Below are 15,345 nucleotides of genomic sequence, written 5' to 3' on the forward strand. Positions count from 1 at the left end.
GGCGCCCTCGGCGCCTTCGCCGCCACCTCCCTCGCATCCACCCCGACCATGGCCAACAACCAGACCCCCGACCTCATCCTGCGCAACGGCCGCTTCACCACGCTGGACCGCGCCAACCCCACGGCCGACGCCGTGGCCATCAAGGACGGCCGCTACACCCGCGTGGGCCGCGCCGAAGACGTGCTGCCGCTGGCCGGCGCGAACACCAGCGTGATCGACCTGCAAGGCCAGCGCGTGCTGCCGGGGCTGATCGACAACCACCTGCACATCATCCGCGGCGGCCTCAACTACAACATGGAGCTGCGCTGGGACGGCGTGAGGAGCCTGGCCGACGCGATGGGCATGCTCAAGCGCCAGGTGGCGATCACGCCGGCGCCGCAATGGGTGCGCGTGGTGGGCGGCTTCACCGAGCACCAGTTCGTGGAGAAGCGGCTGCCGACCATCGCCGAACTCAACGCGGTGGCGCCCGACACGCCGGTGTTCATCCTGCACCTGTACGACCGCGCGCTGCTCAACGGCGCCGCGCTGCGCGCCGTTGGCTACACCAGGGACACGCCGGCGCCGCACGGCGGCGAGATCGTGCGCGATGCCGCCGGCAACCCGACCGGCCTGCTGCTGGCCAAGCCCAATGCCGCGATCCTCTACGCCACGCTGGCCAAGGGCCCGAAGCTGCCCTTCGACTACCAGCTCAATTCCACGCGCCACTTCATGCGCGAGCTCAACCGCCTGGGCGTGACCGGCGCGCTCGACGCGGGCGGCGGCTTCCAGAACTATCCCGACGACTACGCCGTGATCCGGAAGCTGGCCGACGACGGGCAGCTCACGATCCGCCTGGCCTACAACCTGTTCACGCAGAAGGCCAAGGAGGAGAAGGCCGACTTCCTGAACTGGACCAGGACCTCCAAGTACAAGCAGGGCGACGACTACTTCCGCCACAACGGCGCGGGCGAGATGCTGGTGTTCTCGGCCGCCGACTTCGAGGACTTCCGCGAGCCGCGGCCCGAGATGGGCCCCGAGATGGAGGGCGAGCTCGAGGAGGTGGTGCGCATCCTGGCGCAGAACCGCTGGCCCTGGCGCATGCATGCGACCTACGACGAGACCATCAGCCGCTCGCTCGACGTGTTCGAGAAGGTGAACAAGGACACGCCGCTGGCCGGCCTGAACTGGTTCTTCGACCATGCCGAGACGATCTCCGAGGAGTCGATGGACCGCATCGCCGCGCTCGGTGGTGGCGTGGCGGTGCAGCACCGCATGGCCTACCAGGGCGAGTACTTCGTCGAGCGCTACGGCGCGGGCGCGGCCGAGGCCACGCCGCCGGTCAAGAAGATGCTGGAGCGCGGCCTCAAGGTCTCGGCCGGCACCGACGCGACGCGCGTGGCTTCCTACAACCCGTGGGTGTCGCTGTCGTGGCTGGTCACGGGCAAGACGGTGGGCGGCATGCAGCTCTATCCGCAGCGCAACTGCCTCGACCGCGAGGGCGCGCTGCGCTTGTGGACCGAGAACGTCACCTGGTTCTCGAACGAGGAGGGCAAGAAGGGCCGCATCCAGGCCGGCCGGCTCGCCGACCTGGTGGTGCCCGACCGCGACTACTTCGGCTGCGCCGAATCGGAGATCGCCGACATCACGGCGCTGCTGACGATGGTGGGCGGCAAGGTGGTCTATGGCGCGGGCCGCTTCGCGTCGCTCGACGAGGGCGCGCCGCCGCCCGCGATGCCCGACTGGTCGCCGGCGCGCACCTTCGGCGGTTATGCCGGTTGGGCCGACACGAAGGGCGTGCACGGTGCCGAAGGCGCGCCGATGCAGAAGGTCATGCGCAACGCGGCTGCATCCTGCGGCTGCGCCAACGACTGCAACGTGCATGGCCACAGCCACGCGACGGCCTGGAGCAGCAAGCTGCCGATCGCCGACCTCAAGAGCTTCTGGGGCGCGCTGGGCTGCGCCTGCTGGGCGGTGTGATGGCGATGCGCTGGACCACCTCTTCGGCCGTGCGCTGGATCGCCTTGCTGCTGTTGTGCGCGGCCTACCTGCAGGGCGGGCTCAACAAGGCGATGGACTTCGACGCGGCGATCGCCGAGATGAACCACTTCGGCCTGTCGCCGGCCGGCCCGCTGGCCGCGGCGGTGATCGTGCTCGAGCTCGGCGCTGCGGCGCTGATCCTCGCGGGCTTCTGGCGCTGGCTCGGCGCGCTCGCGCTGGCGGGCTTCACGCTGATGGCGACCTTCGTCGCGCTGCGTTTCTGGGAGATGCCGCTGGGGCATGAGCGCTTCATGGCCGCCAACTCCTTCTTCGAACACCTGGGACTGGTCGGCGGCTTCGTGCTCGTGGCCTGGCTCGACCTCAAGGAACGCCGCGATGACTGAAGCCCTCAAGACCGCCAAGCCCGGCGCCTTCGCCCCGCTGCGCCAGCCGGTGTTCGCGGTGCTGTGGGCCGCCACGGTGCTCGGCAACATCGGCAGCTTCATGCGCGACGTGGCGAGCTCGTGGCTGGTGACCGACCTGTCGGCCAGCCCGACCGCGGTGGCGCTGATCCAGACCGCGGCCACCTTGCCGGTGTTCCTGCTGGCGATCCCGGCCGGCGTGCTGTCGGACATCCTCGACCGGCGCCGCTTCCTGATCTTCGTGCAGCTGGTGCTGGCGGCGGTCAGCGGCAGCCTGCTGGTGCTCTCGCACACCGGCGCGCTGACGGTCGAGTACCTGATCGCGCTGACCTTCGTGGGCGGCATCGGCGCGGCGCTGATGGGGCCGACCTGGCAGTCGATCGTGCCCGAGCTGGTGCCGCGTTCGGACCTCAAGGGCGCGGTGGCGCTGAACTCGCTGGGCATCAACATCGCGCGCTCGATCGGCCCGGCCGCGGGCGGGCTGATCCTCGCGAGCTTCGGCGCGGCAGTGACCTACGGCGTGGACGTGCTGAGCTACGTGTTCGTGATCGCGGCGCTGCTGTGGTGGAAGCGGCCGGCGGCCGTCGACAGCGGGCTGTCGGAGAACTTCCTCGGTGCCTTCCGCGCCGGCCTGCGCTACACGCGCTCCAGCAAGGAACTGCACGTGGTGCTGCTGCGCGCGGCGGTGTTCTTCCTGTTCGCGAGTTCGGTGTGGGCGCTGCTGCCGCTGGTGGCGCGCCAGATGCTCGGCGGCAGCGCCGGCTTCTACGGCGTGCTGCTGGGCGCGGTGGGCGCGGGCGCCATCGGCGGCGCGCTGCTGATGCCGCGGATGCGCGAGCGGCTCGATGCCGACGGCATGCTGCTGCTGGCCTCGGTGCTGACGGCGGCGGTGATGGGCGCGCTGGTGCTGGCGCCGCCGAAGTGGCTGGCCGTGGCGCTGCTGCTGGTGCTGGGCCTGGGCTGGATCGTGGCGCTGACCACGCTCAACGGCGTGGCGCAGTCGATCCTGCCGAACTGGGTGCGCGGACGCGGCCTGGCGGTCTACCTCACGGTGTTCAACGGCGCGATGGCCGCGGGCAGCCTGGGCTGGGGCCTGGTGGCGCAGCAGATCGGCGTGCCGTTCACGCTGGTGGCGGGCGCCGTGGGGCTGGTGGTGGCGGGGTTGATCTTCCACCGCGTGAAGCTGCCGGCGGGCGAAGCCGACCTGCAGGCCTCGAACCACTGGCCCGAGCCGCTGGTGGCCGAGCCCGTGGCGCACGACCGCGGGCCCGTGATGATCCAGGTCGAGTACCGCATCCGCAAGGACGACCAGCCCGCCTTCATGGCCGCGATGAAGCGCCTGTCGCTCGAACGCCGCCGCGATGGCGCCTATGCCTGGGGCCTGCACGAGCACACGGCCGACCCGGAACGGATCATGGAATGGTTCCTCGTCGAATCCTGGGCCGAGCACCTGCGCCAGCACCACCGCGTGTCGCAGGCCGATGCGGACCTGCAGGGCGAGGCGCTGCGCTTCCATGCGGGGCCGGGCAAGCCGGAGGTGCATCACTTCCTGTCGCTCTGAGCCTTTCTCCCGTCGACCTCCCGTTTCTTTCAAACCACTCACCAAGGAAAAACCATGACCACACTGACCCTTCGCGACGGCACCGAGCTCTATTACAAGGACTGGGGCAGCGGCCAGCCGATCCTGTTCAGCCACGGCTGGCCCCTGAGCGCCGACATGTGGGACAGCCAGATGCAGTTCTTCGCCGAACGCGGCTACCGCGCCATCGCCTTCGACCGCCGCGGCTTCGGCCGCTCGAGCCAGCCCTGGACCGGCTTCGACTACGACACCTTCGCCGACGATATCGCCGAGCTGATCGAGAAGCTCGACCTGAAGAACGTGGTGCTCGCGGGCTTCTCGATGGGCGGCGGCGACGTCACGCGTTACATCGCGCGCCACGGCTCGGCGCGGGTGGCGAAGCTGGCGCTGATCAGCGCGGTGACGCCGCTGTTCATGAAGACGGCCGACCACCCGGTGGGCCCCGAGAAGTCGCTGTTCGACAGCATCCGCGCGGGCCTCGCGGCCGACCGGGCGCAGTTCCTCGACGACTTCAGCACCATCTTCTACGGCACCAACCGGCCGGGCGCGGCGGTGTCGCAGGGCGTGTTCAAGCAGACGCTGCAGATCGCGCTGCAGGCCTCGCTGAAGGCGACGATCGATTGCGTGACCGCGTTCTCCGAGACCGACTTCCGCCCCGACATGGCGAAGATCGACGTGCCCACGCTGGTGATCCACGGCGACGACGACCAGGTCGTGCCCTTCGAGGCCACGGGCAAGCTGGCGCATGATCTGATCGCGGGCAGCCGGCTCGAGGTGTACGCGGGCGCGCCGCATGCGACATGCACCACGCACCGCGACCGCGTGAACGCGGACCTGCTGGGCTTCGTGCAGGGCTGAGCGGGGGGCGAGCGGGCGCGGCGGCGGCGCCCGGCCGCGTTTCCTTTGGGCCCGCTGGCGCCAGGGCCGGTGCCGCTGGCGATAATCCGTCGATGCGAATCCGCTTTACCAAGATGCAGGGGGCCGGCAACGATTTCGTCGTGCTCGACGAAACGCGCGGCACGCTGGGCCTCACGGCCGCGCAGTACCGCTTCCTGGCCGACCGCCACTTCGGCGTCGGCGCCGACCAGATCCTCACGGTGCGGCCCGCGCGCGCCGCGGGCACCGACTTCCAGTACGTGATCCACAACGCCGACGGCGGCGAGGTCGAGCAGTGCGGCAACGGTGCGCGCTGCTTCATGCGCTTCGTGCGCGAGCACGGCCTCACCGACAAGGACACGGTGCGCGTCGAAACCCTGGCCGGCGTGATCGAGCCGCGCATGGGCGACGACGGCCGCGTGACGGTCGACATGGGCGCGCCGATCTTCGAACCCGAGCGCGTGCCCTTCGACACCGCCGGCCTCGATCCGCAGCCCGAGGGCGGCTGGCACACCTGGCACCTGGCGCTGGGCACGCGAGCCGGCAGCGCTATCGTTTCGGTAGCGGTGCTGTCGATGGGCAATCCGCACGCGGTGCAGATCGTCGACGACGTCGAGACCGCGCCCGTGGCCGAGCAGGGCCCGCAGGTCGAGCACCATCCGCGCTTTCCGCAGCGGGTGAACGCCGGTTTCATGCAGGTCGTGAGCCGCACGCAGGTGAAGCTGCGCGTGTTCGAGCGCGGCGCGGGCGAAACCCTGGCCTGCGGCACCGGCGCCTGCGCGGCGGTGGTGGCGGGCATTCGCCTCGGGCTGCTGGACCGCCGGGTCGACGTGCAGACGCACGGCGGCATGCTCACGATCGAATGGCAGGGCGAGGGCCGGCCGGTGCTGATGACGGGCCCGGCCACCACGGTGTTCGAGGGCGACATCGAGGTGCCGGAGCTGCCATGACCCTTCCCACGAACAACCAAGACGCGAACGCCATGAACCCGATCACCGAAGACGACATCGCGAACTACCTGGCGAACACGCCCGACTTCTTCGAGCGCCATGCGCAGCTGCTGGCGCAGGTGCAGCTCACCAGCCCGCACGGCAACCGCGCCGTGAGCCTGCAGGAGCGCCAGGCCGAGATGCTGCGCGAGAAGATCAAGGCGCTCGAGCACCGCGTGATGGACATGGTGCGCCACGGCACCGAGAACGTGGTGATCGCCGACCGGCTGCAGCGCTGGACCGCGGGCCTCCTGACCACGCGCGACCCGCGCAGCCTGCCCTACCGCATCGCGGTCGACCTGCAGTCGCTGTTCCTGGTGCCGCAGACGGCCATCAAGGTCTGGGACTGCGGCACCGAATACCTCAACGAGGCCTATGCGCAGTGGGTCAGCGACGACGTGAAGGCGCTCGCGACCTCGCTGACCGCGCCGTACTGCGGCCTCAACGCGGGCTTCGAGGCGGCCAACTGGCTGCCCGAGCCGAATGCCGCGGCCTCGATCTCGCTGATCCCGCTGCGCGCCGAGCCCAACGGCCCGGCCTTCGGCCTGCTGGTGCTGGCTTCGCCCGACGCTCAGCGCTTCAACGCCGAGATGGGCACCGACTTCCTCGAGCGCATCGCCGAACTGGCCTCGGGCGCGCTGTCGCGGCTGCGGCCTTGATCCGTCCCGTCGCGGCGCTGGGGCGCCTGTGGCGCCGGGTGCCGCGCGTGCTGCGGGTCGCGGCCTGGACGGTGTTCGGCGTCGGCGTGGTCGTCTATGCGACCGCCTGGACCGTGGTGTGGCAGGGCGCGCGCGAGGCGCTCGCCAACCCGCCGCAGCGCGCGGCCGATGCCGCGCTGGTGCTCGGCAACCGCGCCTACCTGCGCGGCAAGCCCAATCCCTGCCTGACCGGGCGCGTCGACGAGGGCGTGGCCCTGGCGCGCGCCGGGCTGGCGCGCGAGCTGCTGTTCTCGGGCGGCGTCGACACCGAGGACGGCCGCATCGAGGCCGAGGTGATGGAGCAGCATGCGCGCGCCGTGGGCCATGCCGGGCCGATGCGGCAGGAGCGCGTGTCGAGCTCGACGCGGCTGAACCTCGCGCTGTCGACACCGATGCTGCAGGCGACCGGCGTGCGCAGCGTGATCGTGGTGTCGGAGCCCTACCACCTGTGGCGCGTGAAGCGGCTGGCGCGCAACAGCGGCTTCGACCGCGCCTTCGACGTGCAGTACGCGGCCGCGCCCTCGAGCTGCTGGCGACGCTGGGGCATGGTCTTCAAGGGCGCATTGCGCGAGCCGCTCGCGGTCGTGAACAATGCCGCGCATGGCTACCTCTTCTAGCGCGGCCGGGGCCGAGGCCCCGCCCGCCGACTCGGGCTGGATCGAGAAATACCTGGAGTACGTGCGCGTGGAGCGCCGGCTGTCGGCGCGCACGCTCGAGCTCTACAGCTACCACCTGAAGGAACTGGCGGCGAACGCGGCCGAGGCGAAGCTGCCGCTGGACCGCGTGCAGACCGCGCACGTGCGCCGCTGGATGGCGCAGCTGCATGGCTCGGGCCGCGAGCCGCGCGGCATCGCGCTGGTGCTGTCGTGCTGGCGCAGCTTCTACCGCTGGCTCGGACACGAGAAGCTGATCGGCTTCAACCCGGTGCAGGACGTGCACGCCCCCAAGGCCGACCGCCCGCTGCCCAAGGCGCTGGGCGTGGACGACGCGGTGCGGCTGGCCGAGCTGCACGACGCCGAGGCCGACCCCTGGACCGAGACCCGCGACCGCGCGATCGTCGAGGTGCTCTACGGCTGCGGCCTGCGCGTGAGCGAGCTCACGGGGCTCGACGCGCGCGCGAGCCAGACCGCGCGCGGCTGGATCGACATGGACGCCCACGAGGCCAGCGTGCTCGGCAAGGGCAGCAAGCGGCGCATGGTGCCGGTGGGCTCGAAGGCCATCGAGGCCCTGACGGCCTGGCTCGCGGTGCGCGGCGACTGCGCGGCGCTCACGGCCGCCAGCCTGCGCGAGCCGGCCGAGGCGGCGGCGCTCTTCATCAGCGCCAAGGGCGTGCGGATGTCGTCGCAGGCGGTGTGGAAGCTGCTGCGCGGGCGCAGCCTCAAGGCCGGCCTCGCGACGCCGGTGCATCCACACATGCTGCGCCATTCCTTCGCGAGCCACGTGCTGCAGTCGAGCAGCGACCTGCGCGCGGTGCAGGACCTGCTGGGGCACGCGAACATCGCGACCACGCAGGTCTACACGCGGCTCGATTTCCAGCACCTGGCGCGTGCCTACGACGCGGCGCATCCGCGCGCGCGGGCCCGCGACGACGATGGCGGCAGTGGCAGCAGCCGTGGCGCCAGGAAAACTCCCGACAAGAAAACATGAAAACCCTCCGACTCAAGCCCGGCAAGGAGCGCTCGCTGCAGCGCCGCCATCCCTGGGTGTTCGAATCCGCCATCGCGCGCGGCGGCGCCGATGCCGGCGAGACCGTGCGCATCGAATCGCACGACGGTGCCTTCCTCGCCTGGGCGGCGTTCAGCCCCGATTCCAAGATCCGCGCGCGCGCCTGGAGCTTCGTCGAGACGCAGCGCATCGACGCGGCCTTCCTCGCGTCGGTGGTGGCGCGCGCGGTCGCGGCACGCGGCCTGTTCGAGTTGCAGAGCGACGGCGTGCGGCTGGTGCATGGCGAGGCCGACGGCCTGCCGGGCCTGATCGTGGACCGCTACGGCGACACGCTGGTGGCGCAGTTCCTGTCGGCCGGCGTGGAGCGCTGGAAGGCGGTGCTGGCCGATGCGCTCTTGAAGGCGACCGGCCTGTCGAAGCTCTACGAGCGCTCGGATGCCAGCGGGCGCGAGCGCGAGGGGCTCAAGCCCGTGACGGGCTGGCTGCGCGGGCAGGACGAGGCGACCGAGATCGTGATCCGCGAGCACGACTGGAAGCTGTCGCTGGACATCGCCACCGGCCACAAGACCGGCTTCTACCTCGACCAGCGCGACAGCCGCCGGCGCTTCGCCGAGATGGCGCGGCACCGGCGCTTCCGGCGCGTGCTCAACTGCTTCTGCTACACGGGCGGCTTCACGGTGGCGGCGCTCGCGGGGTTGAAGGCAGCGGACGCGGTGAAGGGCGCTTCGCTGGTGTCGGTCGATTCCTCGCTGCCGGCGCTGGAGCGCGCGCGCGGCCACCTGGCGCTCAACGGCTTCGACGCGGCGGCCGACGGCTTCGAGGCCGAGTTCCTCGACGCCAACGTCAACACCGTGCTGCGCGAGTTCCTCGACCAGGGCCGCAGCTTCGACGCGATCGTGCTCGATCCGCCGAAGTTCGCGCCCACGGTGGCGCATGCCGAACGCGCCGCGCGTGCCTACAAGGACATCAACCGGCTCGCGCTCAAACTGCTCGAGCCGGGCGGGGTGCTGCTGACCTTCTCGTGCTCGGGCGGCGTGGGCGCCGACCTGTTCCACAAGATCGTGGCCTCGGCCGGGCTCGATGCCGGCGTGGACGGCTACATCGCCGAACGACTGGGCGCGGCGCCCGACCATCCGATGACCATCGAATTCCCCGAGGGCGAGTACCTCAAGGGGCTGGCGGTGGTGCGAAAACCCGCTTGACCGTGCCGGCCGAAGGGGGCTTGGCCCCCGCGGCAACGCAACTCAGTGGCACTGGCTACACTGCCCGCCAGTTTCCCGCTTTCCGATCCATTTCATCCGTTTTCCGCTTCCGGAGCACCCCATGGCCCTGATTCCCGCCACCATCCTCACCGGCTTCCTCGGCTCGGGCAAGACGACCTTGCTCAAGCGCATCCTGACCGAGGCCCACGGCCAGAAGATCGCGGTCATCGAGAACGAGTTCGGCGAGGAGAACATCGACAGCGACATCCTCGTGACCGAATCGAAGGAGCAGATCGTGCAGATGAGCAACGGCTGCGTCTGCTGCACCATCCGCGAAGACCTGCGCGAGGCGCTGCAGCTGCTGGCCGCCAAGAAGCGCCAGGGCCTGCTGGAGTTCGACCGCGTGGTGATCGAGACCACGGGCCTGGCCGATCCCGGCCCGGTGGCGCAGACCTTCTTCATGGACGACGAGATCGCCGAGAGCTACCTGCTCGACTCGATCCTGACCCTGGTCGATGCCAAGCACGCACCGCAGCAACTGAACGACCGCCAGGAGGCGCGCCGCCAGGTGGGCTTCGCCGACCAGATCTTCATCAGCAAGAGCGAGCTGGTGTCGGCCGAGGAGACCGAGGCGCTGATCCATCGCCTCAAGCACATGAACCCGCGCGCGCCGCAGCAGAAGGCGCATTTCGGCGACGTGCCGCTCAAGGACATCTTCGACCTGCGCGGCTTCAACCTGAACGCCAAGCTCGACATCGACCCCGACTTCCTGAAGGAAGACGACCACGACCATCACGACCATGACCACGCGCATGGCGAGCACTGCGACCATCCCTCGCACAAGCACGAGGGCCATGGCCACCATCACCACACGGACGACGACGTCAAGAGCTTCGTCTACAAGGCCGACCGCGCCTTCGATCCGGCCAAGCTGGAAGACTTCCTGGGCGCGATCGTCAACATCTACGGCCCGCGCATGCTGCGCTACAAGGGCGTGCTCAACATGAAGGGCACCGAGCGCAAGGTGATCTTCCAGGGCGTGCACCAGCTGATGGGCAGCGACCTCGGTCCCGAATGGGGCAAGGACGAGCAGCGCCAGAGCCGCATGGTGTTCATCGGCATCGAGCTGCCGCGCGAGATCCTCGAGCAGGGGCTCGAGCAGTGCCTGGTATGACAAGGTATGAATAAACCTACTGCGCGCCCCGATCTCGCACCTGCGGTCCTCACCGTACAAGGTACGGCTCCGGTCCTCGGCGCGACCTCGGGGCGCTCGCTACGGTTTCTTCACACCTTGTGAGGCTTCCGAATGAAGAAAAGGCGCCGGCCGCGAGGCCTGGCGCCTTTTTATTTGGCGGGCAGCTCGACGGGCTTGCCGATCAGCTTGAGCTGGCCGCCGCTGAACTCGACCTGGCTGGTCACGTCGTCGCCAGCGCGCTTCAGGTAGCCCTGCTGCTCGAACTGTTCGATCATCAGCGCGGCCACTTCGGGCGACGGCGCCTGGCTGCCGCTGGCGGACTCGGCGATCTACTCGATCCACTTCACCGGCAGCCGCCCGTTGGCCTTGAGCACGCCGCGCTTGAGCAGCAGCGCATTGCCGGGCAGCTGCAGGTCCTCGTCGGTCACGCCGGCCATGGCGACCGAGTAGCTGAACTCGGCGCGCTGGCCGTCGATCTCGACCAGCAGCCGGTCGAGGCCGACTTCGGGGCCGGGCTTGGCCATGGCCTTGAGATCGGGCGCGAGCTGGTCGGCCAGCGCGCGCAGCGCGGCCTGCGAGGCCTTGCCGCGGACGCAGCCGTTGGCGGCGGCCGAGCGGGTCCAGGCCTCGGCCAGCTTGCGGTAGCCGGCGACGTCGATGCGGCGCGTGCTGCTGGCCATCTCGAAGCCGTCGATGCGGGTCGCGCCGACCGAGCCCGTGCCCTTGAAGGTGGCGGTGCCGGTGTAGAGGCCGTTCTCGATGGTGGCGTCGCTGGCGGCGTCGAGGCCCTGCAGCACGATGGCGGGGAAGGGCTTGGCGGGGGCGGCGTCGGCATCGGCCTTCTTGCCGGCCACCGTGAATTCCAGCGCGTCGAGCCGGCCCGCGCTCTTGCCGGTGGCCAGCATCCAGCCGTGGCGGATGTCGAGGTCGGCGCGGCCGTCGAGCTTGCCCATCTTGAGGCTCACGCCGTTGCGCAGGTCCGCGGCCTCGAAGCCGGGCAGGGCGAGTTCGTAGTGCGCCGCGGTGCGCGCGCCGTCGACCCGCACGCGCAGCTGCGCGCCCTGCCAGGAGACGCGGGTCTTGCCCTCGTCGGCGAACTGGCCGGGGGCGAGCGCGATGTCGCTGGCGTAGCCGCCGTCGAAGCCGACCCGGGTGTGGGCGCCGAAGGGCCGGGCGTCTCCGAACACCTTCCTGGCCTCGGCCTGGCCCTTGATGTCGAGCAGCAGTTCGCTGTCGATGGTGGCCGCGGCCAGGCTGCCGCCGGTCAGCGGGCCGTGGCGGATGGTGTCGCGGAAGCTCAGGCGCAGCGGCTTGGACGGGGTCGGCGCGGCGTCCTCGCCATCCTCTTCCTCCGTGTCCGCGGGCGGCGCGCCGGCCACGGCGGCGTCGGCCGGGCAGCCGAGCTCCAGCGTCACGGTGCTGACCGCGCCGAGGAAGCCGCGCTCGTAGCTGCGTTCGGTCACGCGCACCAGCGCGGTCTGCTGCGGCAACTGCGCGAAGGCGCTGTCGTAGACCGATTTCACCTTGTTGCCGGCCCACCAGGTGCTGCCGGCATAGGCCAGCGCGATCGCGGCGGCCAGGACGCCCAGGACTGTCTTCTTCTTGCTCAAGTTCGGCTTTCTTGTAGGGGTATCCAGGGCGATTCGGCCCCTGGCGCCGGCCCTCCGCCGGCGCGGCGCGATGCTACCGGAGCGCCGTGGGTCCCAAACGCATCGCCCGCTCATTCGAGTTCTCTATACAATCGCGCGCCTGTTGAAAACGCCAGGTCCCCCCGCAAGGGGGCGGCAGGGGTCGAAGACAGGAGGGCGCCGCATGTTTGCGGCGGGCTTTCGGGGGTATAACCCCGGGGTTCGCCGACCGGCGGATGCCCTCGACAACGCGGAGCCCGCACGGCCCACCAGGTCCGCAGTGGCTCCCATGGGAGGAGACACCAGTGAAAGCGCGTTCCAGTTCGTCCAAGGAGCCAGTCACCGTGAAGAAGCCCGCCGCCAAGGCCACGCCAGCATCCAGGACCGACGCCACCAAGGCGACGGCCGCGAAGCCGGCTGTACCGGCGGCCAAGAAAGCTGCTTCCGCGACGGCGACCGTGGCGAAGAAGGAAGGCGCCGCAGCGAAGAGCGTCAAGACAGAGAAGACCGCAACGCCCACGGCCAAGGCCGCGAGCGCATCGGCGAAGAAAGCAGTTCATCCCGCCACCAAGCCTGCCAGCGAGCCGGCGGCAACCGTCCCGGCCAAGAGCGCGAGCAAGACAGCCAAAGCGGGTCCATCGTCCACCAAACCCGTCGGCCCGCGTGCCGTTTCACCTGTTTCCTCGATCCCCATGAAAAAAACGGCTGCCGCCTCTTCCTCCGCCCCGGCGACACCTTCGACCCCCGAGCCCGAAGTCGCCACGGCCACCGCCGCGCCCGCGCCCGCCCGTGGCGGCCGCGTGTCCCGCCTGTCGCAACTGACGGTGCCCTCGATGCCGCAATCGGTGGCATCGACCGCCGCCAAGTCCAGCTTTATCCAGTCCGCCTCGCAGGCGCTGGTTCCGCCTCCCCCCGTGAATGTGAAGAAAGATCCGAAGTTGGCCAACAACTGGAAGACCAAGTCCGTCGAAGAACTCAGCGATGCCGAAGTCATCGCGATGCCCGATTCCGAGTACATGAACGAAAAGCAGATGGCGTTCTTCCGCCTGAAGCTCGTCGAACTCAAGCGCGGCATTCTCGAGAATGCCGGCGAAACCACCGAGCACCTGCGTGAAGACACGGTGGTCGTGCCCGACCCGGCCGACCGCGCCACCATCGAGGAAGAACATGCCCTCGAACTGCGCACCCGCGACCGCGAGCGCAAGCTGCTGAAGAAGATCGAGCAGTCGATCCAGCGCATCGACGCCGGCGACTACGGCTACTGCGACGAAACCGGCGAGCCGATCGGCGTCGGCCGCCTGCTGGCCCGCCCGACCGCCACGCTGTCGCTCGAAGCGCAGCAGCGCCGCGAGCTCAAGCAGAAGATGTTCGGGGACTGAGCGCCGGTTCTCCGGCCCGGCTCCGACCGTCGTCCATCGCTCGCGAATGCCAAAGGAAGAAACGGGCCGCCTGCTCTCCAAGGTGGCGAAGTTCGTCCGCAATCCGCTCAAGGATTGGTCGGAGCTGGACACCACCCCCTCGAATTCGAACGCCTCCGATTCCTCGCTGCCCGACCCGGCCTACAGCCGGGAAATGCTCAAGGAGATGATCGAACGGCGCCAGCGCAACGATTTCGTGCGCCGGCGCGAGTTCGACATGCTGCGCAAGCTGCGCCAGCGCGAGGCCGCCGCCCACGCCTTCGATGCGACGGCCACGCCGTCGTCGTTCAACATCAACAGCACCTCGGAGAAATCCGAGGGCCGCGCGCTCACGCTCAAGAAGATCGACGAGATCGAGGAGCAGATGTCGCAGCAGTGGTGGAAGGGGCGCGGACCGAACGGCGAGACGCTGGTCAAGTCGCCGCCCGACGCGGGCGCCGAGACGCTCGCGCCGGCCGACACCGACGCGCTGCTCGAACCGCCCTCCCGGCCGGTGCCCGCGCCGGTGGCGCCCGCGGCTGTGGCCACGGCCTCGCCCAGCGGCACCCACATGGCGAGCCGGCTCGCGCAGGACGGCGCGCTCGAGGAGGCGGTGATCCGCTTCGCGCACGGCGATGACGTCGGCGCCGAGGCGATCCTGCTGCAGGCGCTGGCCTCCGAGGGCGCCAGCGGCACCGACGAGACCCATGCCGCCACGGCCGAGCGCGACGACGCCCGCTGGCGCGCGCTGTTCGACCTCTACCGTGCGACCGGCGACGCCGCCAAGTTCGCGGCCGCGCGCATGCGCTATGCCCAGCGCATGCGGCGCATGGGCCCCGACTGGGTGGCGCTCGACGAATTGGCGCGCAGCGTGAAGGCGGTGGCGGCCAGCGAGGAGGGCGACAGCGCCCCCGCCGAAGGCGCCGCCGACTGGGCCGCGCCGGCGAAGCTGGCGCGCGACGGCCTGGTGGCGCTCACGCGGGCACTGTCGCAGGCCGGCTCGGTCTGGACGCTCGACTGGCGCGCGCTGGGCGGGATCGGCGCCGACGCCGCGGCGCCGCTGCGCGTGCTGTTCGCGCACTGGGCCGATTCGCCGGTCAAGCTGCGCTTCATCGGCGCGGCGCAGCTGCTGGCGGTGCTGGCCGAGGCCGCGCCCAACAACGAGCGCGGCATCGACGACGTCTGGTGGCAGCTGCACATGGCCGCGCTGCGGCTGATGCACCTGCCCGACGACTTCGAGCTGGTGGCGCTCAACTACTGCATCACCTACGAGGTCTCGCCGCCGTCCTGGCAGGACCCGCGCGGCGAATACAGCGCCGTGGCCGCGCCGGTGTCCACGCCGTCGCGCATGGGCTCGGTCTGGTCGCTGCTGTCGGTGGGCGAGTCCGAGAGCTTCCCCTCGGCCGGCAGCGGCTTCGCGGCGCTCGCGGGCGACCTGCGCGGCGAGTCGCCGTCGAACCTGCAACGGCTCGATGCCGACCTGCGCGGCGGCACCGCGCCCGTGATCTCCTGCGCCGCGCTGCTGCGCATGGACCTGGCCGCGGCCGGCTCGCTGCTGGGCTGGGTGCGCGAGCGCGACGCCAAGGGCGAGCGAGTGCAGTTCGTCGACGCGCACCGGCTGATCGCGACCCTGTTCGGGCTGGTCGGCATCGCCGACCACGCGACGGTCGCGGTGCGCAAGAACTAGGCAGGAACCAGGCTTGCAAGCCGCCCGGCGCGGACTTGCATTGCCCCGTCC

12 protein-coding genes and 1 pseudogene are annotated in these 15,345 nt (G+C 70.3%); 12 read left to right on the top strand and 1 reads right to left on the bottom strand.

Annotated elements, in window-relative coordinates; translation table 11 throughout:
- The first annotated feature begins 48 nt into the window (after positions 1-48).
- The 10 genes from INQ48_05410 to INQ48_05455 all read left to right on the top strand — a co-directional run bounded on the left by INQ48_05410 (position 49) and on the right by INQ48_05455 (position 10,561).
- Positions 49-1,956, top strand: coding sequence for an amidohydrolase (locus tag INQ48_05410; protein QRF60621.1), 1,908 nt, complete (start codon positions 49-51; stop codon positions 1,954-1,956).
- A 5-nt stretch (positions 1,957-1,961) separates the two neighbouring features.
- Positions 1,962-2,360 (top strand): DoxX family protein, encoded by a 399-nt coding sequence (locus INQ48_05415; protein ID QRF58686.1) that lies wholly within the window; start codon positions 1,962-1,964, stop codon positions 2,358-2,360.
- Entirely contained in the window at positions 2,353-3,939 is a 1,587-nt protein-coding gene (locus INQ48_05420) for an MFS transporter (GenBank protein ID QRF58687.1), read from the top strand. Before INQ48_05415 ends, INQ48_05420 begins: the two co-directional genes overlap by 8 nt.
- A gap of 54 nt (positions 3,940-3,993) precedes the next feature.
- Positions 3,994-4,815, top strand: a complete 822-nt coding sequence (locus INQ48_05425) for an alpha/beta hydrolase (GenBank protein ID QRF58688.1) — start codon at positions 3,994-3,996, stop codon at positions 4,813-4,815.
- Between the two features lie 92 nt (positions 4,816-4,907).
- On the top strand, positions 4,908-5,783 hold the full coding sequence (dapF, locus tag INQ48_05430; protein QRF58689.1) for a diaminopimelate epimerase: 876 nt from the start codon (positions 4,908-4,910) through the stop codon (positions 5,781-5,783).
- On the top strand, positions 5,780-6,481 hold the full coding sequence (locus INQ48_05435) for a DUF484 family protein (GenBank protein ID QRF58690.1): 702 nt from the start codon (positions 5,780-5,782) through the stop codon (positions 6,479-6,481). The genes dapF and INQ48_05435 overlap by 4 nt, the downstream gene beginning before the upstream one ends.
- A 50-nt stretch (positions 6,482-6,531) precedes the next feature.
- Positions 6,532-7,137 (top strand): YdcF family protein, encoded by a 606-nt coding sequence (locus INQ48_05440; GenBank protein QRF60622.1) that lies wholly within the window; start codon positions 6,532-6,534, stop codon positions 7,135-7,137.
- On the top strand, positions 7,121-8,167 hold the full coding sequence (locus INQ48_05445; protein QRF58691.1) for a tyrosine recombinase XerC: 1,047 nt from the start codon (positions 7,121-7,123) through the stop codon (positions 8,165-8,167). Before INQ48_05440 ends, INQ48_05445 begins: the two co-directional genes overlap by 17 nt.
- Positions 8,164-9,387 carry a class I SAM-dependent methyltransferase gene (locus tag INQ48_05450; GenBank protein QRF58692.1) on the top strand — a complete coding sequence of 408 codons (1,224 nt, stop codon included), beginning with the start codon at positions 8,164-8,166 and terminating at the stop codon, positions 9,385-9,387. Before INQ48_05445 ends, INQ48_05450 begins: the two co-directional genes overlap by 4 nt.
- Before the next feature lie 121 nt (positions 9,388-9,508).
- Positions 9,509-10,561 (top strand): GTP-binding protein, encoded by a 1,053-nt coding sequence (locus INQ48_05455; GenBank protein ID QRF58693.1) that lies wholly within the window; start codon positions 9,509-9,511, stop codon positions 10,559-10,561.
- Between the two features lie 170 nt (positions 10,562-10,731).
- Here INQ48_05455 and INQ48_05460 read toward each other — a convergent pair.
- Positions 10,732-12,306: pseudogene (locus tag INQ48_05460) on the bottom strand (YdgA family protein).
- Positions 12,307-13,010: 704 nt separating this feature from the next.
- Between INQ48_05460 and dksA the strand changes: the two are divergent.
- Positions 13,011-13,589 (top strand): RNA polymerase-binding protein DksA, encoded by a 579-nt coding sequence (dksA, locus tag INQ48_05465; protein QRF60623.1) that lies wholly within the window; start codon positions 13,011-13,013, stop codon positions 13,587-13,589.
- 46 nt (positions 13,590-13,635) lie between these two features.
- Entirely contained in the window at positions 13,636-15,294 is a 1,659-nt protein-coding gene (locus INQ48_05470; GenBank protein QRF58694.1) for an STAS domain-containing protein, read from the top strand.
- The last annotated feature ends 51 nt before the right edge of the window (positions 15,295-15,345 follow it).

This window comes from Variovorax paradoxus, from assembly GCA_016806145.1.
Taxonomy (GTDB): domain Bacteria; phylum Pseudomonadota; class Gammaproteobacteria; order Burkholderiales; family Burkholderiaceae_C; genus Variovorax.

Coding starts and splice junctions, on each gene's coding strand:
- INQ48_05455 (QRF58693.1), top strand. CDS start 9,509: ATGGCCCTGATTCCCGCCACCATCCTCACCGGCTTCCTCGGCTCGGGC.
- INQ48_05420 (QRF58687.1), top strand. CDS start 2,353: ATGACTGAAGCCCTCAAGACCGCCAAGCCCGGCGCCTTCGCCCCGCTG.
- INQ48_05445 (QRF58691.1), top strand. CDS start 7,121: ATGGCTACCTCTTCTAGCGCGGCCGGGGCCGAGGCCCCGCCCGCCGAC.
- INQ48_05435 (QRF58690.1), top strand. CDS start 5,780: ATGACCCTTCCCACGAACAACCAAGACGCGAACGCCATGAACCCGATC.
- INQ48_05425 (QRF58688.1), top strand. CDS start 3,994: ATGACCACACTGACCCTTCGCGACGGCACCGAGCTCTATTACAAGGAC.
- dapF (QRF58689.1), top strand. CDS start 4,908: ATGCGAATCCGCTTTACCAAGATGCAGGGGGCCGGCAACGATTTCGTC.
- INQ48_05410 (QRF60621.1), top strand. CDS start 49: ATGGCCAACAACCAGACCCCCGACCTCATCCTGCGCAACGGCCGCTTC.
- INQ48_05450 (QRF58692.1), top strand. CDS start 8,164: ATGAAAACCCTCCGACTCAAGCCCGGCAAGGAGCGCTCGCTGCAGCGC.
- INQ48_05470 (QRF58694.1), top strand. CDS start 13,636: ATGCCAAAGGAAGAAACGGGCCGCCTGCTCTCCAAGGTGGCGAAGTTC.
- INQ48_05415 (QRF58686.1), top strand. CDS start 1,962: ATGCGCTGGACCACCTCTTCGGCCGTGCGCTGGATCGCCTTGCTGCTG.